This window comes from Streptomyces sp. NPDC101234, assembly GCF_044767525.1.
Classification (GTDB): domain Bacteria; phylum Actinomycetota; class Actinomycetes; order Streptomycetales; family Streptomycetaceae; genus Streptomyces; species Streptomyces sasae.
Map to the genome: position 1 here is coordinate 65,751 of NZ_JBIWOA010000033.1, position 24,601 is coordinate 90,351.

Consider the following 24,601-nt stretch of genomic DNA (forward strand, 5'->3'; position numbering starts at 1 on the left):
CCCGACGGGTCGGAGGCACGATGCGGAATCCTGTGACCATGTCTCGCGATCACGTGCAGTCCGCCAGGAGGCCGGCCCCGGCAGCAGCGGCCGACGCCCTCGACGAGGGCGCCGCCAAGGCGCCCGGGGACGCCGAGTTGCCCTACCTCGAACTGCTGGCCAGAGGCGCCTCGGCGGAGACGTACGAACAGCCGGTGCTGGTCGCCCGTGCCGAGGACCGGGCGCCGGAGCTGATCGCCGCGCTGGAGCGGGCCAAGCTCCTCGCGCTGCGGGTCCGCACCGAGCTGGAGGGCAGACGGCGGCGCGAGGCGGAGCTGTCCGCACTGTTCGAGACCGCCCACGACCTGGCAGGCCTGCGGGACGTGGACGCCGTGCTGCAGGCGATCGTCCAGCGCGCCCGCTCGCTGCTCGGCACCGACGTCGCCTATCTGAGCCTCAACGACCCGGCGCGCGGTGACACCTATATGCGGGTCACCGAGGGGTCGGTCGCCGCCCGCTTCCAGCAACTGCGGCTCGGCATGGGGGAGGGGCTGGGCGGACTCGTCGCACAGACCGCGCGGCCGTACGTCACCGACGACTACTTCAAGGACGACCGCTTCCAGCACACGCTCACCATCGACTCCGGTGTGCGCGACGAGGGCCTGGTCGCCATCCTCGGGGTGCCGCTCATGCTCGGGCCGCACGTCATCGGTGTGCTGTTCGCGGCGGACCGGCGGGCACGCGTCTTCGAACGCGAACAGATCGCGCTGCTCGGCTCCTTCGCCGCGCTCGCGGCGGCCGCCATCGACACGGCGAACCTGCTCACCGAGACCCGTTCGGCCATGGCAGGACTGGAGCGCGCCAACGAGATCATCAAGGACCGCAGCGCGGTCATCGAACGTGCCTCGGACGTCCACGACCGGCTCGCCGAACTCGTGCTGCGCGGCGGCGGAGTCCATGACGTGGCTGCCGCCGTCTCCCAGGTCCTCGACGGCACGGTCGAGTTCACCGACACCGCCGACACACGGGCGCTGGAGACATCGCGCACGGAGGGGCACGCGGTCCGGCACCGGAGCGACTGGATCGCCGCCGTCGCCGCGGGCGGCGAACTGCTCGGCGCGCTGGTGCTGCGCGGTCATCCGGAACTCGACCCCGTCGACCAGCGCACCCTGGAGCGCGCCGCCATGGTCACCTCGCTGCTCCTGCTGGCCCGTCGCTCGGCCGCTGAGGCCGAACAGCGCGTGCGCGGCGAACTGCTGGACGACCTCCTCGATGCCCGGGACCGTGATCCACGCCAACTGCGCGACCGCGCGGCCCGGTTGCACGCCGATCTCGACGCCACCCACGTCGTCCTCGCCGCCCGGCTGGAGGGCCCGGCAGCCGGCGCGGAGGACGCGGCGGCCGCCCGCCGCCGGCTGTGGTCGGCCGCCACCCACCTCGCCACCACCCGCCGCGGTCTGGCCGCCGCCCGTGACGGCGGCACCGTCCTGCTGCTGCCCCTGGACCCCGGCGACACCGCCACCGACGTGGCCCGGCGCACCGCCCGCCACCTCGGCACCGCCGTCCACCAGCCGGTGACCGTCGGCGCCTCCGGGCCCCTCCCGGACCTCGCCGCCCACCCCGACACGGTGGCCGCCGGGTACACCGAGGGCCGCCGCTGCCTCGACGCGCTGAACCTCCTCGGCCGGGGCGGAGACGGCGCCGCCGCCCAGGACTTCGGCTTCCTCGGCCTGCTGCTCGCGGGCGAACGGGACGTCGCCGGATTCGTCGAACGCACCATCGGCCCGGTCGTCGCCTACGACGAACGACGCGGCACGGAACTGCTGCGCACTCTCGACGCGTACTTCGCCTCGGGGATGAGCCCGGCCCGCACGAAGGACGAACTCCACGTCCACGTCAACACGGTGGCCCAGCGGCTGGAACGCGTGGCCCGCCTCCTCGGCGACGACTGGCAGAGCCCCTCGCGTGCCCTGGAAGCCCAACTGGCCCTGCGCCTGCACCGGTTGGTGACGCAGCCGGAACGCCGCTGATCCCGCCCGGGACCAGCGGCGCGCGCTCAGACGGTGTGTACGTCCCTGCTGCTCGCCGCGGCCGAGGCCGGCGCGCCGTCGTCGGCCAGGTCCCGCTGCCGGGTCTCCTTCGCCACGGCCAACGCGACCAGGGTGAGCAGGGACGCCGCGATCACGTACAGGGCGATCGGGGTCGAGCTGCCGTAGTCGGACAGCAGCGCGGTGGCGATGAGCGGGGCCGGCGCCCCGGCGGCGACGGAGGCGAACTGGGCGCCGACGGAGGCACCGGAGTAGCGCATCCGGGTCGCGAACATCTCCGAGAAGAAGGCGGCCTGGGGCGCGTACATCGCGCCGTGCAGGACCAGGCCGACGGTCACCGCCAGCACCAGGTACCAGAACCGCCCGGTGTCGACCAGGGCGAAGAACGGGAACATCCACACTCCGATCCCGGCTGCGCCCAGCAGGTAGACGGGCCGCCGCCCGACCCGGTCCGACAGCGCGCCCCAGGCCGGGATCACGGCGAAGTGGACGGCGGAGCCGATCAGCACGGCGTTCAGGGCGGTCTGCTTGGAGACGCCGGCGGACGTGGTGGCGTAGACCAGGATGAAGGCGGTGATGACGTAGTAACTGATGTTCTCCCCCATGCGCGCGCCCATCGCGATCAGCACATCGCGCCAGTGGTGCCGCAACACCGAGACGAGTGGCGGCTGTTCGGCGTCCCCGGCATCGCGCCGGGCCTCGGCCCGCGCCAACGCCTGCCGGAACACCGGCGATTCGTCGACCGACAGACGGATCCACAGACCGACGACGACCAGGACACCGGACAGCAGGAACGGAATCCGCCAGCCCCAGGCGGCGAACGCGTCGTCCGACAGTACGGCGGTGAGCAGCGACAGCACACCGGTCGCGAGGAGTTGCCCGGCGGGCGCACCGGTCTGCGGCCAGGACGCCCAGAAGCCACGCCGGCGCGCGTCACCGTGCTCGGACACCAACAGGACGGCGCCGCCCCACTCACCACCGAGAGCGAACCCCTGGACGAGGCGCAGGAGTGTCAGCAGAACAGGTGCCGCGCTGCCGACCGTCGCATGCGTCGGCAGCAGCCCGATCCCGAAGGTCGCCCCACCCATCAACAGCAGACTCAGCACGAGCAGCCGCTTGCGCCCGAGCCGGTCCCCGTAGTGCCCGAACACCAGGGCCCCGAGCGGCCGGGCGGCGAACCCGACCGCGTACGTCAGGAACGACAGCAGCGTGCCGACGAGCGGGTCGGAGTCGGGAAAGAACAGCCTGTTGAAGACGAGGGCGGCCGCGGAGCCGTACAGGAAGAAGTCGTACCACTCGATGGTGGTGCCGATGAGGCTGGCGGCGACGATCCGGGGGAGGTGGGACGGAGCGGGCGGGGAACTTGCCGGTGACGACATCGGCACCACTTCCTGGCGTTCGACGGGGACGATTGCGTGTCGCCATACCGTAGGAACGTGCAGGTGAGAGGCGTATGTGGCCGGACGCCATAGTTTCGAATGCGAGAGTGCGCGTGCCCACCATGAAGGCGCCGTTGAGGCCTCGCGACTGCTTCGGCACCGCCGCGAAGGAGGCTGTCCAAGTTGCGTCATTCGGGCATGATTCGGTGGCGTGGTGCTGACTCCCGTGCTGACTTGGTGCTGACTACGCTGCGGAGAACTCCGGCATGATTCGCAGATCGGACGCTGCGGTGCCTGGGGGCTGGCACCTGCGATGGCCGACTCCGTCGGCACCGTTGAATCGAGCGGGCTCGGTGTGGGCCCGTGCTCGTGCATCTGTCCTTCCGAAGCGCGTTGGGCGTATGAGATCGAGGCGGGTGAACGAATCCGTAGCCCGCGGGCAGGCTACGGATTGGCGCTCGGCGCATGCTCATCCAGGGCGATCGCCGGGCGCAGGCCCAGGAGTTGGGCGAGTATCCGGTCGCCGACGGGCGCCTGTCAGCGATGTGGTGCGTAACCCGGTCAAGAGGGATCGCCGGGAGCAGCACGCCGCCGACCGGTCGCGCGGAGTGCCCAGCAGGTTCTTCGTCTGCTGGTGGTACATCTACTTGCGTGGCTCTGACCAGCGCGAATGAGGGTTCGTGAGTCCAGCGTCGGAGTTATTGGCCGGTGCGTGGTCCGGATCTTGGTCATGGATCGGTCAGGGTTGGTGTGCGGTACTCACTCACACAACCGGCAAAGCCGTTGGCCGCTCACGGTTCCGCGGAAGTAGGTTGAGCGGATGTCGACGCTGCCGCTGATCCTTTTGCTGTCGGGGAGCCTGCGAGCCGGGTCCACCAATGAGGCCGTCCTGCGCACCGTGCACGCCGTGGCGCCGCCCGCGCGGATGCGGGCAGTCATGTACGACGGCCTGGCGAAGCTTCCGCATTTCAACCCGGATGACGACACCGACTCGTTGCCGGCGCCCGTGTCCGAGCTGCGCGCGGCGATCGACGGGGCGACCGGCATCCTGATCTGCACGCCGGAGTACGCGGGCACGCTGCCGGGTTCGTTCAAGAACCTGCTGGACTGGACGGTCGGCGGCACCGAGATCTGCGACAAACCGGTTGCCTGGATCAATGCAGCCGCCCCTGGGCGCGGTCAGGGCGCGGAGGCCACGCTGCGAACGGTCCTCGGGTACACAGGCGCGCACATCGTGGAGTCGGCCTGCGTGAAGATCCCGGTGGGCCGGGGGACAACGGGCAGGGATGGCCTCATCGACGACCCGGAGATCCGTCGCCAACTCGGCAACGCGCTGGGCATCTTGGCGGCAACGGCGTCCGGTGACCGGACCGCTGCGCCCGGCCGGGCGTAACTCTTCGTCGGGACTGACCCGCTCGCATGCTCAGGAAGGGATCAAGCTGTGCCGCACGTACTGAACTTATGGCGTCGACAGCTGGGCAAAGTACCCGAGTCCGTCTGACAGCGCACTGAGCTTCAGGTACTGATCCTCGCGGACAACGGGCTCACGGACCTGCCGCCCGAGGTCGGACGGCTGCTCCGGCTGACCACTCTGGACCTCGGCCACAACCACCTCACCTCGGTGCCCGGCGAACTCGGTGGCCTGGTCGACCTCAGCGGCTGCCTCTACCTGCGCGACAACGATCTGACCGAGATCCCCGACGCCCTGGGAAACCTGACGCGGCTGCGTTACCTCAACGTCGGCGAGAACACCCTCACCGCCCTACCCGAGACCCTCTGCCGGATGGCCGGCCTGATCGAACTCCGAGCGCAGCACAACCGGCTGACCACGCTGCCCGACGACATCGGCCACCTACACAGCCTGCGCGAGCTCTGACTCCGGGGCAACGCGGTCGAAAGCCTGCCGCCGTCCATGGCCGACCTCCGTGAACTGCACCACCTGGACTTGAGGGAGAACGCCCTCGCCGAACTCCCGGAAGCGCTGGCCGACCTGCCCCGACTACGCCAGGTTGACGTAAGAAGCAACCGCCTCGCACGACTGCCGGACTGGGTCACCGACATGCCTGCGCTGGAGAAGTTGGACCTGCGCTGGAACGCCTGCGAGCCGTCGCCGTCGCTGCTGACCGCACTGGAGCAGCGAGGATGTGTCGTCCTCTTGTAGGTCGAAAGTCGCTGCTCAGGGGCACATCGTGCGTGAGCGACGCGTGAGCGGACGATGTGCCGGAGGCCATCACGGCATGGATTGAGCATGTGGCGGCACCTGCCCTGACCAGGTGGTTCCGGCCCCCGAAGCGGCGTCCGGAACCACCCATCAAGATCGCGTCAGGACTTTTGATCCATTGGGTGTCTGTTCGAGTCCCCCAAGCCTTCCGGGCGGCCCCAGAGGAAGGCGGCAGAGTCGACAGGTTTGTCAGTGGCGCAGCGCAGACCGGATACCGTGACGGCACCCGACGTCCGAGGGCCGCAGCAACTTGAGAACTGCGCCCTGTGGCCTGTGCGGAAGAGAAGCTCCTGTGGAGCACCCTCTGCGCCGCGACCACCATCGGCACAATCACCCGAAGCCCGCGCTCACGGCCGGCCAGAGCCCAGCCGACTCCGCCGGCCCCGACGGCACCCGCACTCAGTGCCCACCAGGGCACCGGTGCACCGGACATCATCGTGTGGGCCAGGGCGGCGAGCAGCACACAGACGGCCGCGAACAGCGCGGCCCGTACCGTACGTGTGCACCACCCGGCAGCCATGACAGGCTTCATCCTCGCATTCGACGTCGGGTCATTACGGATCAGTACACAAAATGGCCCGGTCTCATGCTCAATCCGAAGCGTGATACAGCGTTCGGTGAAATGCGGGAACTCATCGCATGCACCAACCGACTTATTGGAGGGGGTGTTTGATCAGGCGGTGGTGGCAGGGCGTGGAGGAGTGACAGCGGCTTGAAGCCTTCCCCGATCCGGCCGCTCGCTACGAGGCTACTGAGCCTCTTTCATCCTGTGCCGGCGGGTGAAATGGGCCGGCCAGTGGGTGTGGTGACGAGGCAGGGGCCCCTCGTCGTCGGCGTGGTGATTCCACGCAGTACAGCGGCGACCGAACGGGCCCTGTTTCCCCCTACCCTGCCACGCTCGACGTCCCGCACAAGGTCGTCGAGCATGTTGCCTGGCTGCTGCACGAGCACCGCCGGACCCGCGATCGCCGCCGGCGCAAGCTCGGCCTCCGGAGCACCCCAGCGCCAGCGGGGACCGCACTTGGCGACTTGCGCCTCAGCGGTCGGTTTGCCGACTTCCGCGACAGCCTCGCCCCCAAGTCCGACCAGCAGAAGTCACACACGAGCCCCGGAAAGAGAACGACCTTCAACAGGGCCCTGCTAGGGCGCGGAAGGGACGGCGGAGGGCACCGGGGACGGGACGGAGGAGGTAGGGGTGGCGGTGGGGCTGGAATGTCGTGCGGGCGGTGCCGGGCGGGGGCGGTCCGGGGTGTTGGAGGACAGCACGAGGATGACGGCGGCAGCGGCCGCCGCGGTGGCGGCTGCGGCAACGTACAGCACCCGCCGAATCCTGCGTGTGCCCCAGGTACTTCCGGCAGGCGGGCGGGCCGGTGACAGGTCGTGGGCGCTGATGAGCTGCCCGCGCGCCTCCAGCGCGGCGCGCAGCCGTTCCTCGATCGCTGCCCGAGTACTCATCGGTCCACCTCCAAGAGTTTTTCCAGTGTGGCGAGCGCGCGGCTCGCGGTCGACTTGACGGTGCCACGGGACACGCCGAGGGTCTCGGCGATCTGCGCCTCGGTCAGGTCGGACCAGTAACGCAGGACCAGTACCTCGCGCTGGCGCGCGGTGAGCTGTGCCAGCGCGTCGAAGACCTGCCGGTGCTCCTCGGCGAGCAGCAGCAGCTCGTCGACCGGCGCCCCCGGACCCTGGTACGGCGGGGTGTAGGCGCGCGCGGTGCGCCGCCGACGCAGCACCGAGCGGGCGGCGTTGACCACCGCGGTGTGGAGGTAGGCATGCGCGTCCTGGAGGTCGTCCAGCCGTTCGCCGTGCCGGCGGCAGACGGCGGCGAAGGCATCCTGGACGACGTCCTCGGCGGTGTGCAGGTCGTCCACCAGGAAGACCGCCAGCCGGACCATGTCGAGCCGCCGGGTCCGGTACAGATCGGCGAGTGTGGGGGAGTCTTCCTCGCTGCCCCGGTCGGCCACCGAACGCAGGTGCCGGAATCGTCGGCCGGGGAGCGGCGCGCCCGACGCCGGAGTGGAGGAGGTGGTCCGGGCGCGGCGCAGTAGCCGGGCCCACCAGGGCAGGGCAAGGGTGAGCTGCATCGTCCTCGTTCACATCAGGGGTACGGCGGGGCCGGCTCCTGTCCGGCCCCGCCACATCTATGGTCGGCGGCTCAGCGGCTGGTGTTGCCCGAGTAGGGCTTGCCGTTCGCGTCGCCCGGGACCGGGGTCGGGTCGGTGGAGGTGTGCTTCCCCGGGGTGGAGGGCACGGCGGACGGGTAGGGCTTGCCGTTCGCGTCGCCCGGGACCGGGGTCGGGTCGGTGGAGGTGTGCTTCCCCGGGGTGGAGGGCACGGGCTTCGGGTCGACCGTGGCCGACTTGGCCGGGTGCGCGTGGCCGGCGGTGGCCGCCTGAGCGGCGATGCCGCCGCCCACCACCAGGGCGAGACCGGCAGTCGACCCCAGCACCCAGGTGCGGAGGGAACGGTTTGACTTCTTGGCGCGGACGTGGCGCATAGGAAACGACTCCATAGAGTTCATGGACAACGCTGACAGGTCAGGCAGCACCGGGACTGAAAGTCCCGTCCCGGAAACCGCCTTTCACCCCACCAGACGTGCGGCCCCATCCGAGGTTGTCGCGATCCGCAAAAAAATCCGCAGCCTTCGTGGGGCCAGCCGGCCGTCTCCTCGTCATGGGCATTGCGGCCCCGTGCGTGATGCCTCCTGGGCTCGAACTCAGGCTGTCGTGGGCGGGAGTGACAGCGCGGTTCCGGCGAGGCGCCCGTCGATCAGGCTGGGGCGGTGGATCGTTCTCAGACCGCGGCGGATGGTCTGGATCAGCTGCTCGGACGTGGTGAATGCCGTACCCCGGTGGTGAGGCTGGTGTGCGGTGATGAGCAGGTCGCGGCAGTCGGTCCAGGCGAAGCTCGGCGACGGGACCGTGTCTCGCGTGCCCGATGACGCCATTGCCGCCTTCGCCGACTCCCTCACCGATTCCGTCGGCGTACAGGGGAAGCGGCCCATCCGCGGCGTCTGGACTCGATCGAACGGGTCCTGTTCCCTCTCGCGCGTGCGCAAGGCATCGATCCGGACACCTTCCGAGCCTGACCGTTGTGCGTGGTCAGACGGTCTCTGGATGCCGTGTCGCAGCGGCGGGGCGGATCAGAACGCGACACAGTTTCTGATGCCCGCACGGTCGCCGGGGTCAGTGGCTCCAGTCATGGCCGTGCGGGTCCCCGGGGACCGTCACCGGCGTCCCTCGGAAGCATCCGATCGAGTACGGGTACTCGCCGTTGAGGTGGTAGTGGTACATGACGACCCGCTTGCCGTCCCACATGATCGCGTGTGTGTGGCCGTGGCAGACGTCGAGGTCCTTGTTCCTGACGATCTTTCCGTGCTCGCCGCGCGGCCCGTAGATCCCGAAGCCGTCGATGGCGTATCCCACGAGCGGCGAGTGCCGGGAGCGACTCGCGTTCACGAACCCGCGGGAAGCCGCCTTACCGAAGCAGGTCTGTGAGGGGCCGTGGTAGTGGTACTGCGTCTCGTACGGGTGGCCCCAACAGCGGTCGAGGGGCAGGGCCGCGTTCGGGTCGACCGGGCGGTCCTCCGCGTCGGTGGCCACCTCCAGGTGGAAGGTGCCGCCCGCCAGCGCCATGCCGGTCGTGAGCTGGGAGATGCACGTGGGCGTCGCCCGGGCGATCGGATTGCGGGGAACAGTGACATCGAGGTGCCATGGCTTGATGGGGATCGCGGCGGCGTTGGGGTACCCGGGTGAGGGAATCTCCGCGTAGTACTTGTAGGCGGGAGTGCCCTTCTGCACGGGGAAGCGCCCGGTGGCGTGACCCGGGAGACCGTTGCCTTCGAAGTGCCTGGTCGTCGCGGTCGTCGTCACCCGTAGAACCTTGTGCCAGTGCATGGTCCCCGAGACGAAGGGGCGTTTGAGTACGTCGATCACGCCGTGGGCATCGATCCACGGGCGGTCGGGCCGGGTGAGCGTACCCCCTCGGCAGGCATAGAGGGTGTCGTGCTCGGGCGAGGCGATCGACGTGCCGGTGGGAGGCGTGTGCAGGCGGGTGATCAGGGTGCCGTCACCGCCTCCTCCGCCAGTTACGTTCATGGCCGCCGGCCTCGGACGAGGCACGGCTTCGGCCGCGGATCCGGCCGGAGCCAGTGAGGAGCCAAGAAGCGCGCAGGCGGCACTCGCTGCGATGGCAGCGAGTCCGGGTGCGCCGATCATGAATACTTCCCACTCGACAAGGACACCGCCTCACCTCACCACGCAGGCATGTCGTTGTCTCGCTGACACGAACGGGCAACCGAGTGAGTATCCGCTTTCCCGGAGCAGCGGAACCCGGCGCCGACCCGACATGTCAGCCGGGCCACTGACCTGCTCCTCCGCCGCGTGTGTTATGTGCGGTGTGGGCCTCAGGGGCGATATCTTGACGCTGAGATGACACTCTCCGAGGCACCTTGACGCTCGTTCGACGCCCGTTCTGATGGGGTGTCGGGTGGCTTGCGGTGCAGATGACGAGTGCCGTTTTGTTCGACAGGGCACCGGCGGACGGGAGTCCGGACCGCATCCTCGACGAGGCCCGGCACACCGACGGCCCCATCCACCCCATCCGCCTTTTCGGTCTCTCTCCCCGCACCGCAGTCAGCCCGACTGAGTCATGTCGCGAGCAGTGGTGACTGAACATCCCAGCCCTCTACCGAACCCGGAAGGGTTCAGAGTGCGAGAGGTCCCGCTGCCTGGACGGCGGCGGGACTTGGGTGACTGATCGGCCCTCGGCGCGCAGGTTAGGTCTGGGGCGCCTCTCCGCACAGCAGGTCGCGGGCCTCTCGCGCTCCCGGGTAAGTTCCGAGCTGCCGACCGTACTTGATCACGTTCTGGCTCTCTCCGTAACAGGTGGTGACGGTGGGGGGTTTGCCGTCCGGGTTGGTGACGTACCGGGTGGTGCTGGTGCCGTCAGTGTCCCAACGGCGTGTGTTCCGCCGCTCGTTGTAGTAGTTGGTCTCGGTGGAGGCGGTGGTCCAGGTGCCGTGGCGGTGGCACTGCTGAAGGCGTCGTAGGTGTAGTCGCTGTCGCTGTCGCTGATGCGGCCCGGCGCGTCGACGTCTGTCCTGACACCACAGTACCAACGCATCGCGGAGGTACGGGGGTTGGACGCAGGCCCGGCAGGCCCGCGGTGGCAGTAGCCGGCTGTGTTCCTCGGGGCTGGGGCGGGCTCGGTGAACTCCCCCCTTCCCCGCACTGGGGACTCTGCTCTCCATGTACTGACCTGGGCCCTGCCGGGCTGGGCGGTGGGTCAGCCGAGGGTGAAGTAGGCCAGGCTGCCGAGTCCCGCGAGTGTGCAGTAGACGGCGAAGGGGATGAGGGTGCGGTGCTCGAAGTACCGGACCAGGAAGCGGGTCGCGAGGTACGCCGCGACGAAGGCTGCGATGCTGCCCGCCAGCAGCGGGCCGCGCAGGCCGTTGCCCTCGGGCCCGAGCAGTGGGGGCAGCTTGAGCAGGGCGGCGCCGCCGATCACCGGTGTGGCGAGCAGGAATGCGAAGCGCGCGGAGTCCTCGTGGCCCAGGCCCTTGAAGATGCCCGCGCTGATGGTCGAACCGGAGCGGCTGATCCCGGGAAGCAGGGCGAGGATCTGGGCCGCGCCGATGCTCATGGCCTGCTTCATGGTCATCTTCGTGATCCTCAAGTCCGACAGCTCGTCCGGGCTGAGGTGTTCCGCTCCCGCGGGGACGGCGTCTTCGGCACGTCGTCGGCCCGACCCGCCCCGCCGCAGCTGCTCGGTGACGAAGAGCACGATGCCGTTGAGGGCCAGGAAGATGGCGGTCGGCACGGGCTTGCCGAGCGTGGTGCGGAATACGTGGTCGAGCGCGAGGCCGGCGACGCTCACCGGGATGGTGGCCATGATGATCAGCCAGGCGAGTTTCTGGTCCACCGTCTGGATGCGCCGCTGGGTGATCGACGTCGACAGCCCGCGGATCACGCGGATCCAGTCGCGCCAGAAGTAGACGACCAGCGCCAGCGCTGTGGCCAGGTGGAGACCGACCAGCTCGTTGAGGTACAGCGAGTCTTGGGCAGATACATCCAGGTCGGACTTCCAGTGCCCGCCCAGGAGGGCGGGGATCAGGATGCTGTGCCCGAGGCTGGAGACCGGGAACAGTTCGGTGACGCCTTGCAGCAGGCCGACGCCCACGGCTTCGGGGTAGGTCAGGACGGACATGCGCCCGAAGCTACTACACGCGTGTAAAAGCCAACCCAAGTCAACGAGTCTGTCCATCTCGTCGGCCCTCGCCGTTCGCGGCCCCGCAGTCGGCGCGGGAACCCGGGCCGAGCGGTTGCCGCAGCGGTTCCGCGTCCGCATCCGGCAAGCTGTCGGTGAAGCGGGCGGGCACGACCAAACCGGTCGCGGCGCTCCTCCGGGACCGTGCCCATGCGGCGCGCGGCCTCAGAGCCCCCGCACGGGTGTGTCGCCGTCCATGGGGTTCGTCGTTTCCCTCGCCTGTCTTCCGTTGCCGCACCAGACGTCTACGGCGGTGTAAAGGCTGAGGCCTTCTGGACCCGCCGCTCCCCGCGTGTCGACCTCGTGTGCAGGGGCAGCCGGTGCCCGCGGCCCCAAGGTTTTACAGTTGCGCAATATAGCAATGATGCCAGACGGTGCGCGCGGTGCTGTGCGCACCGCTGGCCGGCAAAGGGGAGGAGGTGGGCGGGATGCTCCGCAACGGACTGGAATCCTGGCACCTGCCGCTCGTCGCGGTCGTGATCATCTTGCTGTTCGGGTCGACCCTCTCGTTGAAGCCGTGACCACACCGTTGCCCGCACCTGCGGGTCATCCTGGGCGGTGGATGTGAATCCGATGAGACGTTGGCATTGGAAACGGCCGCACCGCAGCGGGTGGCCGACCGTTGCGGTGTCGCCGGCCCACGGTTCTGCGACCTGGTGATCTGCTGCGCTTCATCACGGGCTTCGGGGTTCTGAACGCCGTGGCGGACCTGGCCGCCTTCGGTGTCCTGGCGTTCGTCCTGCATGGTCTGGGGACGACCGAGGACGAGGCGGTGTTCCACTCCGGCTGGTTCACCGAAAACCTGCTCACCCAGGCCCTGGTGATGCTCCTGCTGCGACCGGGCCGGGCCGATACCGGGCGGCGCAGGCCCGGCCCCGTGGCCCGCGCGGCGGCGGCCCTGGCCGTGATCGGACTGCTGCTGCCGCCGTCACCGCTCGGCCTGACAGCACTGCCCGCGGTCTGCTACCCGTTGCTCACGGCCGTTCTCGTGCTCTACACCGCCGGACTCCTGGTCGCCAGGAGCCGCTACGCGCGACGAGGTCCGGCGTGGTGAGACGCTGCTCAACGAGCCCTGTCCCTGACCGCGGCGCCTCACACGGTTCCCAATCCGCCTGTTGGCAAGGGTGACTGGTCGAGGAGCCGGGCGGAGAAGGGGCAAGGAATGTCCGATCCCCCGGCATCGAGGCGCCGACGCCGGATCACGTGGTACAAGCCGGACGCGGCCTTAGGTATCGCCAACATGTACCGAGCCACCTTCGACGAGGTCAAGCAGGGGCGGGACTTCGCGAACCGGGGCTGGGACGAACTGCCCGACGACCGGGAGCTGGCCGTCGAGGCCGAAGCCCGGTGCCTCGACGAACCGCATGCGAAGTGGAGCAAGGCCGGAGGGGTCATAGGTACGGCCTGACGTACGGCGGAGCGTGGTGAGCGCCGTGGCGGTTGCGATCGATGCCCCCGGCCACCTCCCGGTGCAGGATGGATAGATTGCAGAGTTGCGCAATAATGGAAGTCAGCGGGATCCGGTCCTGCTGTCGGGGAGGAAGGACGTGCATGCCGCACGGGGGCATTCGGCGGATGCGTGAGGTGAATCTCCGGCCGGGTGTCGCCCTGGCCGAGGTCGAAGGTCTGTACACGGCGTTGCCGAAGGCCGACTCGCCTGGCCGTCGTCGACGGCTTCAGTCCGAACCGGCCCGCGCGGCCGCGCGGTTGACCGAACGAGCTGCTGCACTGCCGGGATCGCCGTCCCCAACAGCAAGTGTGCGTTACTCGCGTTGGGGGCGGCGGAGAGTCTTGGCCGGGCGTGGTGCCGCGTGGATCGCCGCCCGCTACAGGCGTGACGCGCCCTGACCTGGGTGCGGTGTCCGGGCGAAGGTCCCGGCCTGTGAATTGGCAGTGGATCCGATCCCTTCTCGCCGTACGTTTGCTAGCTTGCGCAATCGCGCAACTAGTGCATGATCGGGCCCGTGCGTTTGTGGGAGTGGGAGATGCGCGCTCGCGCTGAGAGGGAGTGCGCGGGATGCTCCGCGACGGACTGAAAGCCTGGTACCTGCTGGTCTGGGCGATCGTGATCATTCTGCTGTTCGGCTCGAAGAAGCTGCCCGCCGAGGCGCGTGGCCTCGGCAAGTCGATGCGCATCCTCAAGAGCGCGGCCAAGGCTCTGTATGAAGGAGTGTGATACTCGTTTCTAGGTGGCGTCCGGGTCGAAGGCCGCCGCGTGGGCAGGTGATCCGGTCTTTGTGTCCTTCGTCAGGGACACGTGCTCCGGCGGCACCGTCTCCCGTGACCCCTCATCGGTGGCTTCGCGCACCGCGTCGGTGACCTGCGTCAACTCCGCCCTCGGGTCGAGGGCGCTGCGGATCTCGTCCAGTCCGAGGCCGTCGCCGTTCAGGACGTGCTTGCGTACGAGCGTTTTCGGGTGAAGGTCCTCGAACTCGAAGTCCCTGAACTCCGGACCCAGTTCGGAGCGGATCTCCTCTTTGGTGCTGTCGGAGAACGCCCGCACCTTGCGGAGGAACCCGCCCACGTTCTGAATGATCTCGGGGAGCTTGTCCGGACCGAAGAGCAGGACGGTGAGGATCGCCAGTGTGAGGAGATCCAGCGGGCCCACATCGAAGAACACCTGACACCACTCGCCTTCGTCTTCGCTCACGCCGATCGCCCGTTGCGGGTCGCCGCACAACACTTTAGATGTTGCGCAACTATGGGAACCATAGTGCCCGGTACGGCGTTGGTAAGCGATGGCAGGACAGACAGTGTGAAGTCGGGAGGATCGGTCGTGGGGATTTCGCTGGCCAAGGGCGGCAACGTGTCACTGAGCAAGGAGGCGCCGGGTCTGAGCGCGGTCGTGGTCGGCCTGGGCTGGGACGTGCGGACCACCACCGGCGCCGACTACGACCTGGACGCCTCCGCCCTGCTCTGTGACGAGGCCGGCAAGGTGGTCTCCGACCAGCACTTCGTCTTCTACAACAACCTCACCAGCCCGGACGGTTCGGTGGAGCACACCGGCGACAACCTGACGGGTGAGGGCGAGGGCGACGACGAGTCGATCAAGGTGAACCTGGCCGCGGTGCCGGCGGGGGTCGCGAAGATCGTGTTCCCGGTCTCCATCCACGACGCGGACGCGCGCGGGCAGAGCTTCGGGCAGGTGCGTAACGCGTTCATCCGCGTGGTGAACCAGGCCGGCGGTCAGGAGATCGCCCGCTACGACCTGAGCGAGGACGCCTCCTCGGAAACCGCGATGGTGTTCGGCGAGCTCTACCGGCACGGCGGCGAGTGGAAGTTCCGCGCGGTCGGCCAGGGTTACGCCTCGGGGCTGCGCGGCATCGCCCAGGACTTCGGGGTCCACGTCTGAGCTTGTTCTTCGACCTCCCGTCTGCGCCGAACAGCGGACGGGAGGGTTCGGGCGCCGTCCGCGAGGGGACCGGCTCATGGTCACGCGCGAGGGGAGAGCTGTTCGCGGACCCACGCCGGATCGGGGTTGGTGTGCGGCCGGCCGTCCACGACGACGGTCGGCACGGTCTCGTTGCCGCTGTTGGCCTCCCTGACCGTTGCCGCTCCAGCCGGGTCACGCCAGATGTTGACCCAGTGCAACCGGCGGGCGTCTCGCCCCAACCGGATACGCAGGCGCAGACAGTATGTGCAGCCCGGCCGCCAGAAAACGACAGGTCGGCCGTCGACCGTACTGCGGTGCTGTGCCTCCAGTGCACCGACCGACCTGGGGAAGATCAGGGGCGAGTTCACGCCCGCGAGCAGCATGAACACCAGCAGGAGTGCCACAGCCGCACCTGGGCTTCCCTTGAAGAACAGCCCGGTCGCGGCGGCAGAGCCGCAGAGCACAAGCAGCATCGGTGGGATCCAGGGGCGCATCATGGCCACGCAGACTACCGATGAGCCGAAACGGTCCTCGAACTCGCACGCGGAGCTGGGCGTCCGCGCCGCGCCCGCACCGCAACTCCGCTCCCGCCACCTGTGTGGTCGAAGGTCGCGAAACTTCGGAATGTGTGACGTGCGGGCGCCGGACGGTTGCGGGAACCTTGAAGTGAACTGGGTCGTTTCTCAGATCCGCACCGCTGTTGGAGCAGTACCAGCCTTGTCCGCCGACGGACCCCTCGGGGCACAGTCCCCGACCTGATCTGCTATCGCCGACTGGACGGGGCGGCCGGTTCAGACGGCGCCGAGACAGCCAGGCCGACCCCGTGAAGACGTCGAGGACCGAACGCGGCACCGCGAGGTTGAAGGTCGCCGCTGCCGCGGAGCCGAGTACCAGGAAGCCCCCGGCGTGCAGGAAGTCGTGCTGCAGCCCGGCAACGAAGGCACCCGCGCGGGAGGTTCCGGATCCCGTCGGACGTGTCTTCGGCAGCCGCAGCCACTCCTCCCTCCCGAAGCCTGCCCACAGCCAACCCATCACGACGGCGGTCGCGAGCGAGGCGACGAGCCGGGCCGCGACCATCATCGGCTGCCCGGGGAACGCGATCGACGTGGCGACGAGAACAACGGGGTTGATGGCCGGCGCGGACAGCAGGAACGCGAGCGCGGCGGCCGGGGTGACCCCGCGCCGCATCAGACTGCCGGCCACCGGTACCGAGGCACATTCGCATCCGGGCAGTACGGCGCCGGCGGCGCCCGCGACGGGCACGGCGAGGCCGGGGCTGCGCGGCAGCGGTCCGCTGAAGACGCGCTCCGAGACGAAGGCGCCGATGGCGGCCGAGACGAGCGTGCCGAGCAGGAGGAGGGGACGCCCTGGACGACGACGGCCGTGAAGACCGTCCACCAGGCGGCGACGGGCCGGGTGCAGAGGTCGAGTGCGAGCATCGGCCCGAGGACGCTTGCGACCGTGGCGATCGCAGTGAGCGAGAGGCCGCCGCCGACGACGTACACGAGCGTCCGCACGACGAGGCGCACGGCGTCGGCGAACCCGCCCGGGCCCTCCGCATACTCCTGCTCGCTCACACCACTCGCTTCGCCGTACGACGCCACGGATGCAGCGCAGGCCAGCCACGACGGCTGTGCGCCGGCCGGGCCCCGGCCCGCAGGAACCTGTCAGGGCGACGCGCCACGCCTGCGCCCTCGGCGCGCGAGGGGAGTGATCGTCGTGGACACCGGGGCCTGCCTCGCGCGGGTAGCCGTGTGCGGCGAGTTCCCGGGCGACCTGCATGTGGGAGCTGGCGGCCTCCAGGCTGATGACGTCCGCGTCGAGGTCGTCGATGTGCTGGGACGGACGGATCTGCTGCCGGTTCCGGGCGGCGGCGTCCTGCTGGGCTCGGGTCAGGACCGCGCGGAGCGGGGTGTCCGCGGACGGGGGCGATGGTCTGCGTCCGCCGAGGGAGATGGGTGTGTTGCTCCGCCGTGTCCATGACGTGAGAGGGGTCACAGTCTGAATTCGAGGGGGCCCTCATGTTAGCCTCGATGCATGAGCCAGCAGCACGTCCTGTCCGCGTCCCAGGGGCCGGCCAAGCCGCTGCGCCGTGACGCGCAGCGCAACAGGGACGCGATCGTGGCCGCCGCCCGCAAGGCCTTCGCCGAACAAGGGCTGGACGCTTCCCTGGAGGGTGTTGCCCGTGAGGCGGGCGTCGCGATCGGGACGCTCTACCGGCACTTCCCCCGCAGGCTCGACCTGGTCGAGGTGCTGTTCACCGCGAAGTTCACGGATCTGCTGGCCGCCGCCGAGGAGGCCGCGGCCATGGACGACGCCTGGGACGGCTTCTGCCACTACCTGGAAAAGCTCTGCGAACTGCTGGCCTGTGACCGTGCCTTCAACGACCTTGTGTCGGCCCGGCTGCCGATCCACGCGCTCAGCAGGGGATTGTTCGAGCGCACGGAAGAACGGGCCGCTCAGATCTTCCGCAGCGCCCAGGAGCAGGGTGTCCTCCGCGACGATGTCACCCCGGAAGACCTCGCCTTCGTGGTCTGGTCCCAGGCCGGGATCATTCAGGCCACACGTGCCGTCGCTCCCAACGCCTGGCGCCGCCACCTTCACCTGATGCTCGACGCCTTCCGTGCCCAGTGCGCCCACGAGCTGCCAGAGCCGCCGCTGACGCCCGAGCAGGTCGATCAGACCCTCACCACTCTCGAATGCCCCGAAGAGGAATGCCGCGAGTGCGACGAGGGGGCATGAGCCCCGGCAGGTGAGGCCGCCGGGCAACGGGAGACGCCGGGCAACGGGACACACATGGTGAGCCCGGTGCCGCTGTCGGCATCGGGCTCACTCAGGCCTGCGAGGGCGTCTCCGTCAGGGGGCCGCGTTCAGCTTTCCGCCAGCAGCTGTGTCAGCTCGGCGTCCAGGTCGAGCCGACCGGATTCGGTCCCCGGCGCGACCACGGACCACGTCTCGCGCAGGAAGGATTCCACGCCCTGCGCGGGGAACGCGAGCAGGGCCGATCCCGCGGGTGCGTGGAGAGCGATGTACACCACGTCGCGTCCCGAGCCGACGGCCGGCCACATGCGGACGTCTCCGTGCCCGGTGTGCTCCCTCAGGGCCTGAGTCAGCATGTCGCGACCGAAGAACCACTCGACCGTTGCTCCCTCGCCCAGGGGCTGGAAGACGGCGCGGACGGCATAGGGGTCATCCGCTTCGTATCGCAGTGCTGCATGCATCGGCACCGACAGGTCGTGTGACACGACAAACTGCACGGGCAGCTCGTGCGCCACGGCTCTGACCGATCTCACTGTCCCTCGCTCCCATGTCCTGCTCGCCCGGCACTGCGCTCGCTCTCCACGTGCTTCGACGCACGGTTCGGCGAGGAAGCGACTTCGCCGGCCCGGGACCGATGCCGGATCGGCGCGCGGTCGGCTTCTCGCGGTCGGCTTGACGAGTCGCAACGACGCAGTCCCCGGCCACGCCGTTGCAGCTCGTCAAACCGACCGTGATGACCTGCGGCCCCGTCACCGCTGCTGCAGGTACCACGCGACCTGGTCCACGTACCAGCGGCCGCCCCCGACGCCGTACCACGTCGTCGTCTCGTCCCGACGGTGCCCGTCCCGGACGTACAGGTGGCGACCGTCCCGACGCTCTTCCCCGGCGCGGTGGTGCTCCTGGTACCGGTCGTCGTGGTGACCGTTCTGGTATTCGTCCGCACGGAGAGTGCCGCGGTCGCTGCCGGAAGCGAAGGCGGCGCTTGAGGACTGTGCGTGCTGCACCGGTTCCGGGGCCGTCGCCGCCGACGCCGAGCCGCCGGCTCCGAGAAGGGCTCCGCCGGCCAGTGCCGTGGAAGCAACAGCGATCGAGGCGCGCCTGATCCACTTGTTCATAGTCGTTTCCTTGTGATGTGCCGCGGTTCCGCCGACGTGGCGGCCGCTGTCATGTCCGTGTTGTGCGAACCGGGAATTCCGGATCAGCCGGGTGCCGAACTGTGCGGGACATCCGGAGGGGGTCCTCATGTTCGGCGCGATCCACCGTACCCGAGGGGTGCCTCATGTTTACGGTGAAGCCCATCACAGCACGTCGGGAAGGAGCCGGGCTCGGTGATCGTGGTCGAGCCGCACTGCCCGATGGCGCAGTCGGGGACGGCTCCGGCGCTCAGCGGGGCATACGGCGACGCGGACTCTGTCTGTGTCGCCGGACGGCTGGTGTTCGTCAGGGTGTACCGAGGTGCGGGCCGTCCGCCGGTCTGTCGTGCGCCGTGCCGGCGGACCCGGTGTCCGAGAGTGCGGCGAGGAGCCGCAGCTTCTCGTCGCTCTCGCTGTCCTTGTCGGGGTAGTAGACGACGAGGATGACGTCGTCGACGGGGAGTTTGTCGCGGTGGAGGCGTAGTTCACCGACGACGGGATGGTGGAGTGTGGTGGTGCCTCCGTCGAGGCCGCGTATGTCGTGGCGGGCCCACAGAGTACGGAACCGCTGGCTGGACAAGGCGAGTTCGCCGACGAGTTCGACGAACCGGGGGTTGTCGGTGTCGTCCCCGACGGTGGTGCGAAGGGCGGCGACGAAGTCGGCGGTGGCCTTGGTCCAGTCCTGGTGGAAGGCCCGTTCCTCGGGATCGAGGAGGAGGGAACGGAGCCGGTTCTGTCCGGGCCTCAGGCGGGGGGAGAGCGCGACGGCCATGGCGTTGGAGGCCAGCACGTCGAACGCGCGCCCTTCGACGAACGCGGGGATCTGAAGGTGGGCGAGCAACTCGTACACGCGCGCCGGTACCTGCTCGGGCCGCTTGCGGCGCGGCGCCCTGGGGCGTGCCGCGGCCAGGCCGAGCAGATACGTCTGTTCGATGTCGTCGAGGTGCAGGACGCGCGCGAGTGATGTGAGGACCTGGGGTGAGGGGTTCTTGTCACGGCCCCGTTCCAGGCGCAGGTAGTAATCGGGGCTGATTCCGGCGAGCAGGGCGACTTCCTCACGGCGCAGGCCGGGCACGCGGCGGTTGCCGCCGGGCGGGAGTCCTGCCTGCGCGGGGGAGACCAGCTCACGCCGGGCGCGGAGGTAGCTGCCGAGCCGGTTGCCGGAGTCCTCGTCCTTCATACCGACACCGTAATGCGGTGCGGGTGCCTCAGCGGGGGCCCTGACAGGACCAGGGAAGGCGGGGGACCTGCCCCGGCCGGTGGATTCCGCCAAGACTGCGGTGACATCGTTTCGAGAAGGGAAGATCTCGTGGACCTCTCCAACCGCACCGTTTTCATCGTCGGCGGAACCTCGGGCATCGGGCGCGAGCTGGCCCGCCGGTTCGCCGCGGCGGGCAGCACCGTCGCCGTCGGCGGCCGGAGTCCGCAGGCACTCGCGGCGCTCGCCGGAGAAGGTTTCGGCACGTTCGCCGTCGACGTCACCGACCACGCCTCCGTCACGTCCGCCCGTGACGCCGTGCTCGCCCGGTACCCCGAACTGGACACCGTCGTGACCATGTCGGGCGTCATGCTCCTGGAGGACCTGCGCGACCCCGCGCACTTCGAGGTGGCGTTGACGACCATCGACACCAACCTGTTCGGCACCATCCGGGTCGTCGACGCCTTCACGCCCCATCTGGTCCGGCGGGGCGCCGGCACCTTCGTCACCGTCACCTCCGGCATCGCCTTCCTGCCGTTCCCGCTCATGCCCAGCTACGCCGCCTCGAAGGCCGCGGTGCACGCCTACTCAGAGGCACTGCGTGTGCAACTCGACGGCACCGGTGTCGGCGTCGTCGAGCTCGTCCCTCCGGCCGTCGCCACCGCGGGCCAGGAGAAGGTGAACCCGCACGCGCTGCCCCTCGACGACTTCACCACCGAGGTCATGCACCTGCTCTCACAGGACCCCACCCCTGACGAGATTCTGGTCGAGCGGGTGCTTGTGCACCGCTGGGCCGAGCGCGACGGCACGTACGACGGCCTCGTCGCACAGCGTTCCCAGGCCCTGGCCATGCTCCCCGGCCGCCAAGCCTGACCCACGTGCCCGCTTACTCACTCACCCACTCACCCGCTCACCTGGCTTTGCGTACGAGTTCTGGACCGTTCCCCTGGATGCCGACATACGGCGCCGGGCCCCGGTCGGCGCGACCCGATGCCCGAGGCCGAGGAGGCGTCAGCTCGTAAAACCCGTCAGCTCGTCAGGATCGCGTTCGCGACGACTTCGAGGAGGTGATCGGCGCGTGGTGCGAGGGAGGGTTGGTCGGCGAGCCAGGCGAGCGCCGCGATCAGTGCGAACAGGTCGGTGCCGTCGATGTCGGTCCGTGCTGTGCCGGCGGTCTGGGCGCGGGTGAGGAGGCCGGTGCCGGCTGCGCGCATGGTGACGCACGAGGCATGGAGTGCGGACTCGGGGTCCTCGACGGCGGCCGCCATCAGCTCCGTAACGCCCCGGTATTCGTGTGCGACGGCGACGCAGTCGCGCAGCCAGGAGACGAGGGCGTCTTCGGGTGGGCTGGACGCTTCGAGTTCACCCGCCCGTGCCGTCAGCTCGTCGAAGCTCGTGCGGAGCAGGGCGTCGAGCAGTGCCTCGCGGGTGGGGAAGTGGCGGAGCAGGGTGGCGAGCCCCATGTCGGCCCTGCGTGCGATGTCGCGTAGGGATGCCTCGGTGCCCTGCTCGGTGATGACGGTGCCCGCGACTGCGAGCAGGTGGTCGCGGTTCTTTCTGGCGTCGGCCCGCATCTGCCCCTCCCGGCTATCCGGAGCGATGGTTCGGTTGACGATCCGGATCAGTGGTTCATATATTCGGATCAGTGATCCGGATAACCGGATCGCTGATCCGCTAAGCGTACCTCCAGGCAGGGGCAGGAGAAGACGATGCAAGCACGCACGATGAAGGCGATCCGGCTGCATGAGCACGGTGGCCCTGAGGTTCTCGGTTACGAGGAGGTGGCGGTGCCCGAGCCGGCGCCGGGTGAGGTGCTCGTCCGCGTTCACGCGGTCGGCGTCAATCCTCCGGACTGGTACCTGCGCGACGGGCTGAGCAACATTCCCCCGGAGGTGCGGCCGAAGTTCGACCTGCCCGTCGTCCCGGGGACGGATGTGTCGGGCGTCGTCGAGGCCGTCGCCGCGGACGTACAGGGCTTCTCCGTCGGCGACGAGGTCTTCGGCCTCCTCCGCTTTCCCGGCTTCGACGGCCAGGCGTATGCCCAGTACGTGGCCGCACCCGCGTCGGACCTCGCACGCAAGCCGGCCGGTATCGATCATGTGCACGCCGCCGGGGCGCCCATGTCCCTGCTGACGGCGTGGCAGTTCCTGATCGAGCTCGGACACGAGCACCCCTCGCCCTTCCAGGAGGCCCGGCACCGCCCGGTGGCCCTCGGCGCCGGTACGACGGTGCTGGTCAACGGGGCCGCGGGCGGCGTGGGGCACTTCGCACTGCAGCTGGCGAAGTGGAAGGGCGCCCATGTCATCGCGGTGGCGTCGGGCGCACACGAGGCGTTCCTGCGCGAGCTGGGCGCCGACGAGTTCATCGACTACACCGAGAGCCGTCCCGAGGAACTCGTGAACGGCGTGGACCTGGTCCTCGATGCCGTCGGCGGCCGAGAGAGCAGCCGTTTCCTGCGCACGCTCAAGCGCGGCGGTGCCCTGTTCCCGGTGTTCTTCGGTGAGTACGACGAGGAGGAGACCGCGAAGCTGGGTGTCACGGTCTCGGGCACCCAGGTCCGCTCGCACGGCCCGCAGCTCGCCGAAGTGGGTCGCCTGCTGGACGCGGGCACGGTTCGCGTCGCGATCGACAGCACGTTTCCGCTCGCGGGCGCCCGCGCGGCGCACGAGCGCGCCTCCCGTGGGCACATCCAGGGCAAGATCGTACTCACCGTCGCCTAGGAACGAACCCCCCGTTCCACCTGCGCGTCCGGCGGCCCCCCCTCGGGTACGAGTGCCCGCCGGGACGCCCATGCGGAGACCTTGAGGGCGCCTCCGGCGACCAGGCGGCCGCGATGCCCGCAGCGGCGAGCCGAACCGGCCCCTTCGGTCGGCGCGCCTCGGTTCGATTCGATTCGGTTCGGTTCGGCTCGGTTCGGCTCGGTTCGCCGCAGGAAATCACCGAGACGGCCCCATCGCGGACGCCCAATGGCGGAGTACCTGACATGAGCGGCATGCGCTGCGCCCTTAACCGGCTGCTGCGCGGCCGTTTCCACCGACCGCGCCCCGGCTTTCACCCGACAACCGAACCCAGCGAGGTTTGACACGACGACATGTGCGCCCGACGGTTGGGGAAGCACCTACCTCGACGCAACGCCTGCGGCGGCATGTCTCGGGGCGGGGGCGGAGCCCGCCGGGGAGACCCGGGTGGCGGCGACACCGGGCGCGGTGGAGCAGTTGACGGCGCTCGGGTACGAGGGCGTGGTGGAGAAAGGCGCGTTGCGGGGGTGGCCCCGGCCGGCGGTGGCGTGTGCGGGGTGAGCAGAGCCCCGGTGCCGGGCGGGTTGAGTGCGGCCGTCACCCGAAAAGCCGAACGCAGCACGAGTGGCAGCACTGCAGTCGCTTTCGGACAGTAGGAACCATGAACCGTCACCGACGCCCACATCGGCGGGCCCCGTGGATCGCGGGCGGTGCAGCCGTGCTCATCTTCGGCGGCATCGGTATCTGGGCGTTGGTGACGCATGAGCACGGCACGCCCCGGCCGACGCCGTCGGCCATCACACTGCCCACGCCTCCCCGAACGCCGCAGCCCACCCCGACACCGTCCAGCAGCCCTCCCCAGCAACCGACACCGTCCAGCGAACGACCCCGGCCGACACGGGGCACGACGACAGCCGCCCCACCGCCCCCACCGAGGCCGAAGCCGAGGCCGAAGCCGACTCCGGCACAGTCCGCGGCAGCCAAGCCGTCGGCGATGACCCCACCGACGTCCACACCAGTGCCTCCGGTGCCTCCGGTGCCTCCGGTGCCCCCGGTGTCACCAGTGTCGCCGGTGACACCGAGCTCGCCTCAGAGTTCGCCGTCTGCGCAGCCCCCGGCGTCGCTTCCGAGCTCGCCGTCGGCACGACCCCTGACGTCGCTTCCGAGACCGTCCCCGTCGGCACAACCCTCGACGGCCCCTCCCAGACCACCGTCGACACCGACACTGATACCGGCATTGCCATCGGCATCGCCATTGCCACCGTCACCGCAGCCGACACCGTCGCCACCCTTGGCACCGTCGACACGGTGGTACACGAGCCAGGCGGCAACTGCCGCTGCCAGGCGCATGGCGGACGCCGGGGTGGTCGGCGACTCCGCCTGCTCTCTGTCGGCCTTCGGCCAGCCGGATCCGGCGCTGATCCCGAGCGGCCTCACGTCGGTGGGCACCGGACGGGCCGGCAACTACTGGTGCCTGATCTGGAACCGGGACCCGTGACGGCAGT

21 protein-coding genes and 7 pseudogenes are annotated in these 24,601 nt (G+C 69.5%); 14 read left to right on the forward strand and 14 right to left on the reverse strand.

Annotated elements, in window-relative coordinates:
• Positions 1–38 precede the first annotated feature (38 nt).
• Positions 39–2,009, forward strand: a complete 1,971-nt coding sequence (locus ACIRR9_RS42360) for a helix-turn-helix domain-containing protein (protein WP_403763873.1) — start codon at positions 39–41, stop codon at positions 2,007–2,009.
• A gap of 26 nt (positions 2,010–2,035) precedes the next feature.
• On the opposite strand, the gene ACIRR9_RS42365 is transcribed toward ACIRR9_RS42360, so the two are convergent.
• Positions 2,036–3,406: an MFS transporter gene (locus ACIRR9_RS42365; protein WP_403763875.1), complete on the reverse strand. Its 1,371-nt coding sequence runs from the start codon at positions 3,404–3,406 to the stop codon at positions 2,036–2,038.
• Between the two features lie 820 nt (positions 3,407–4,226).
• On the opposite strand from ACIRR9_RS42365, the gene ACIRR9_RS42370 reads away from it, so the two are divergent.
• From ACIRR9_RS42370 to ACIRR9_RS42385, 4 genes and pseudogenes are all read left to right on the forward strand, one after another.
• On the forward strand, positions 4,227–4,799 hold the full coding sequence (locus tag ACIRR9_RS42370) for an NADPH-dependent FMN reductase (protein WP_403763877.1): 573 nt from the start codon (positions 4,227–4,229) through the stop codon (positions 4,797–4,799).
• A gap of 126 nt (positions 4,800–4,925) precedes the next feature.
• Positions 4,926–5,282 (forward strand): annotated as a pseudogene (locus tag ACIRR9_RS42375) (leucine-rich repeat domain-containing protein); the annotation flags it as partial.
• A 12-nt stretch (positions 5,283–5,294) separates the two neighbouring features.
• Positions 5,295–5,567, forward strand: a pseudogene (locus ACIRR9_RS42380) (leucine-rich repeat domain-containing protein); the annotation flags it as partial.
• Between the two features lie 895 nt (positions 5,568–6,462).
• A pseudogene (locus ACIRR9_RS42385) lies at positions 6,463–6,614 on the forward strand (IS5/IS1182 family transposase); the annotation flags it as partial.
• Positions 6,615–6,767: 153 nt separating this feature from the next.
• Here ACIRR9_RS42385 and ACIRR9_RS42390 read toward each other — a convergent pair.
• The 5 genes from ACIRR9_RS42390 to ACIRR9_RS42410 form a co-directional block, all read right to left on the reverse strand.
• Positions 6,768–7,082: a hypothetical protein gene (locus ACIRR9_RS42390; protein ID WP_403763879.1), complete on the reverse strand. Its 315-nt coding sequence runs from the start codon at positions 7,080–7,082 to the stop codon at positions 6,768–6,770.
• On the reverse strand, positions 7,079–7,711 hold the full coding sequence (locus ACIRR9_RS42395; protein WP_403763881.1) for a SigE family RNA polymerase sigma factor: 633 nt from the start codon (positions 7,709–7,711) through the stop codon (positions 7,079–7,081). The genes ACIRR9_RS42390 and ACIRR9_RS42395 overlap by 4 nt, the downstream gene beginning before the upstream one ends.
• A 71-nt stretch (positions 7,712–7,782) precedes the next feature.
• The gene (locus tag ACIRR9_RS42400) at positions 7,783–8,124 is read right to left on the reverse strand and encodes a hypothetical protein (protein WP_403763883.1); all 342 of its coding nucleotides are present in this window, start codon (positions 8,122–8,124) and stop codon (positions 7,783–7,785) included.
• Between the two features lie 688 nt (positions 8,125–8,812).
• Positions 8,813–9,724, reverse strand: coding sequence for a YHYH protein (locus ACIRR9_RS42405; RefSeq protein ID WP_403763885.1), 912 nt, complete (start codon positions 9,722–9,724; stop codon positions 8,813–8,815).
• A 1,189-nt stretch (positions 9,725–10,913) separates the two neighbouring features.
• Entirely contained in the window at positions 10,914–11,834 is a 921-nt protein-coding gene (locus ACIRR9_RS42410) for an undecaprenyl-diphosphate phosphatase (protein WP_384557549.1), read from the reverse strand.
• 434 nt (positions 11,835–12,268) lie between these two features.
• Between ACIRR9_RS42410 and ACIRR9_RS42415 the strand changes: the two genes are divergently transcribed.
• The 4 genes and pseudogenes from ACIRR9_RS42415 to ACIRR9_RS42430 all read left to right on the forward strand — a co-directional run.
• Positions 12,269–12,415, forward strand: coding sequence for a hypothetical protein (locus ACIRR9_RS42415; RefSeq protein ID WP_403763887.1), 147 nt, complete (start codon positions 12,269–12,271; stop codon positions 12,413–12,415).
• 98 nt (positions 12,416–12,513) lie between these two features.
• Positions 12,514–12,948: pseudogene (locus tag ACIRR9_RS42420) on the forward strand (magnesium-translocating P-type ATPase); the annotation flags it as partial.
• Between the two features lie 108 nt (positions 12,949–13,056).
• Positions 13,057–13,302, forward strand: coding sequence for a hypothetical protein (locus ACIRR9_RS42425; protein WP_403763889.1), 246 nt, complete (start codon positions 13,057–13,059; stop codon positions 13,300–13,302).
• Between the two features lie 609 nt (positions 13,303–13,911).
• Positions 13,912–14,061, forward strand: a pseudogene (locus ACIRR9_RS42430) (twin-arginine translocase TatA/TatE family subunit); the annotation flags it as partial.
• 18 nt (positions 14,062–14,079) lie between these two features.
• On the opposite strand, the gene ACIRR9_RS42435 reads toward ACIRR9_RS42430, so the two are convergent.
• Positions 14,080–14,514, reverse strand: a complete 435-nt coding sequence (locus tag ACIRR9_RS42435) for a sec-independent translocase (protein WP_403763957.1) — start codon at positions 14,512–14,514, stop codon at positions 14,080–14,082.
• Between the two features lie 156 nt (positions 14,515–14,670).
• Between ACIRR9_RS42435 and ACIRR9_RS42440 the strand changes: the two genes are divergently transcribed.
• On the forward strand, positions 14,671–15,246 hold the full coding sequence (locus ACIRR9_RS42440; RefSeq protein WP_403763891.1) for a TerD family protein: 576 nt from the start codon (positions 14,671–14,673) through the stop codon (positions 15,244–15,246).
• An 80-nt stretch (positions 15,247–15,326) separates the two neighbouring features.
• Here the strand turns inward: ACIRR9_RS42440 and ACIRR9_RS42445 are convergent, their stop codons facing one another.
• From ACIRR9_RS42445 to ACIRR9_RS42455, 3 genes and pseudogenes are all read right to left on the reverse strand, one after another.
• Positions 15,327–15,764, reverse strand: a complete 438-nt coding sequence (locus tag ACIRR9_RS42445) for a glutaredoxin domain-containing protein (protein WP_403763959.1) — start codon at positions 15,762–15,764, stop codon at positions 15,327–15,329.
• Between the two features lie 307 nt (positions 15,765–16,071).
• Positions 16,072–16,844 (reverse strand): annotated as a pseudogene (locus tag ACIRR9_RS42450) (permease); the annotation flags it as partial.
• A 121-nt stretch (positions 16,845–16,965) separates the two neighbouring features.
• Positions 16,966–17,265, reverse strand: a pseudogene (locus ACIRR9_RS42455) (hypothetical protein); the annotation flags it as partial.
• A gap of 39 nt (positions 17,266–17,304) precedes the next feature.
• Here ACIRR9_RS42455 and ACIRR9_RS42460 point away from each other — a divergent pair.
• Positions 17,305–18,009 carry a TetR/AcrR family transcriptional regulator gene (locus ACIRR9_RS42460; protein ID WP_403763893.1) on the forward strand — a complete coding sequence of 235 codons (705 nt, stop codon included), beginning with the start codon at positions 17,305–17,307 and terminating at the stop codon, positions 18,007–18,009.
• 128 nt (positions 18,010–18,137) lie between these two features.
• On the opposite strand, the gene ACIRR9_RS42465 is transcribed toward ACIRR9_RS42460, so the two are convergent.
• The 3 genes from ACIRR9_RS42465 to ACIRR9_RS42475 form a co-directional block, all read right to left on the reverse strand.
• On the reverse strand, positions 18,138–18,542 hold the full coding sequence (locus ACIRR9_RS42465; RefSeq protein WP_403763895.1) for an SsgA family sporulation/cell division regulator: 405 nt from the start codon (positions 18,540–18,542) through the stop codon (positions 18,138–18,140).
• 234 nt (positions 18,543–18,776) lie between these two features.
• A complete protein-coding gene (locus ACIRR9_RS42470) occupies positions 18,777–19,142 on the reverse strand; it encodes a hypothetical protein (RefSeq protein ID WP_403763897.1) in 366 nt (121 codons plus the stop codon).
• Between the two features lie 325 nt (positions 19,143–19,467).
• Positions 19,468–20,340 (reverse strand): helix-turn-helix domain-containing protein, encoded by an 873-nt coding sequence (locus ACIRR9_RS42475; protein ID WP_403763899.1) that lies wholly within the window; start codon positions 20,338–20,340, stop codon positions 19,468–19,470.
• Between the two features lie 129 nt (positions 20,341–20,469).
• Between ACIRR9_RS42475 and ACIRR9_RS42480 the strand changes: the two genes are divergently transcribed.
• Positions 20,470–21,231: an SDR family oxidoreductase gene (locus ACIRR9_RS42480; protein WP_403763901.1), complete on the forward strand. Its 762-nt coding sequence runs from the start codon at positions 20,470–20,472 to the stop codon at positions 21,229–21,231.
• A gap of 155 nt (positions 21,232–21,386) precedes the next feature.
• Here ACIRR9_RS42480 and ACIRR9_RS42485 read toward each other — a convergent pair whose 3' ends face one another.
• A complete protein-coding gene (locus tag ACIRR9_RS42485) occupies positions 21,387–21,932 on the reverse strand; it encodes a TetR/AcrR family transcriptional regulator (protein WP_403763903.1) in 546 nt (181 codons plus the stop codon).
• 135 nt (positions 21,933–22,067) lie between these two features.
• Here ACIRR9_RS42485 and ACIRR9_RS42490 point away from each other — a divergent pair, with 135 nt between their 5' ends.
• Both ACIRR9_RS42490 and ACIRR9_RS42495 read left to right on the forward strand, forming a co-directional pair.
• A complete protein-coding gene (locus tag ACIRR9_RS42490) occupies positions 22,068–23,078 on the forward strand; it encodes an NADP-dependent oxidoreductase (protein ID WP_403763905.1) in 1,011 nt (336 codons plus the stop codon).
• Between the two features lie 1,366 nt (positions 23,079–24,444).
• Complete coding sequence (locus ACIRR9_RS42495) at positions 24,445–24,594, forward strand: hypothetical protein (protein WP_403763907.1); 150 nt, start codon at positions 24,445–24,447, stop codon at positions 24,592–24,594.
• The last annotated feature ends 7 nt before the right edge of the window (positions 24,595–24,601 follow it).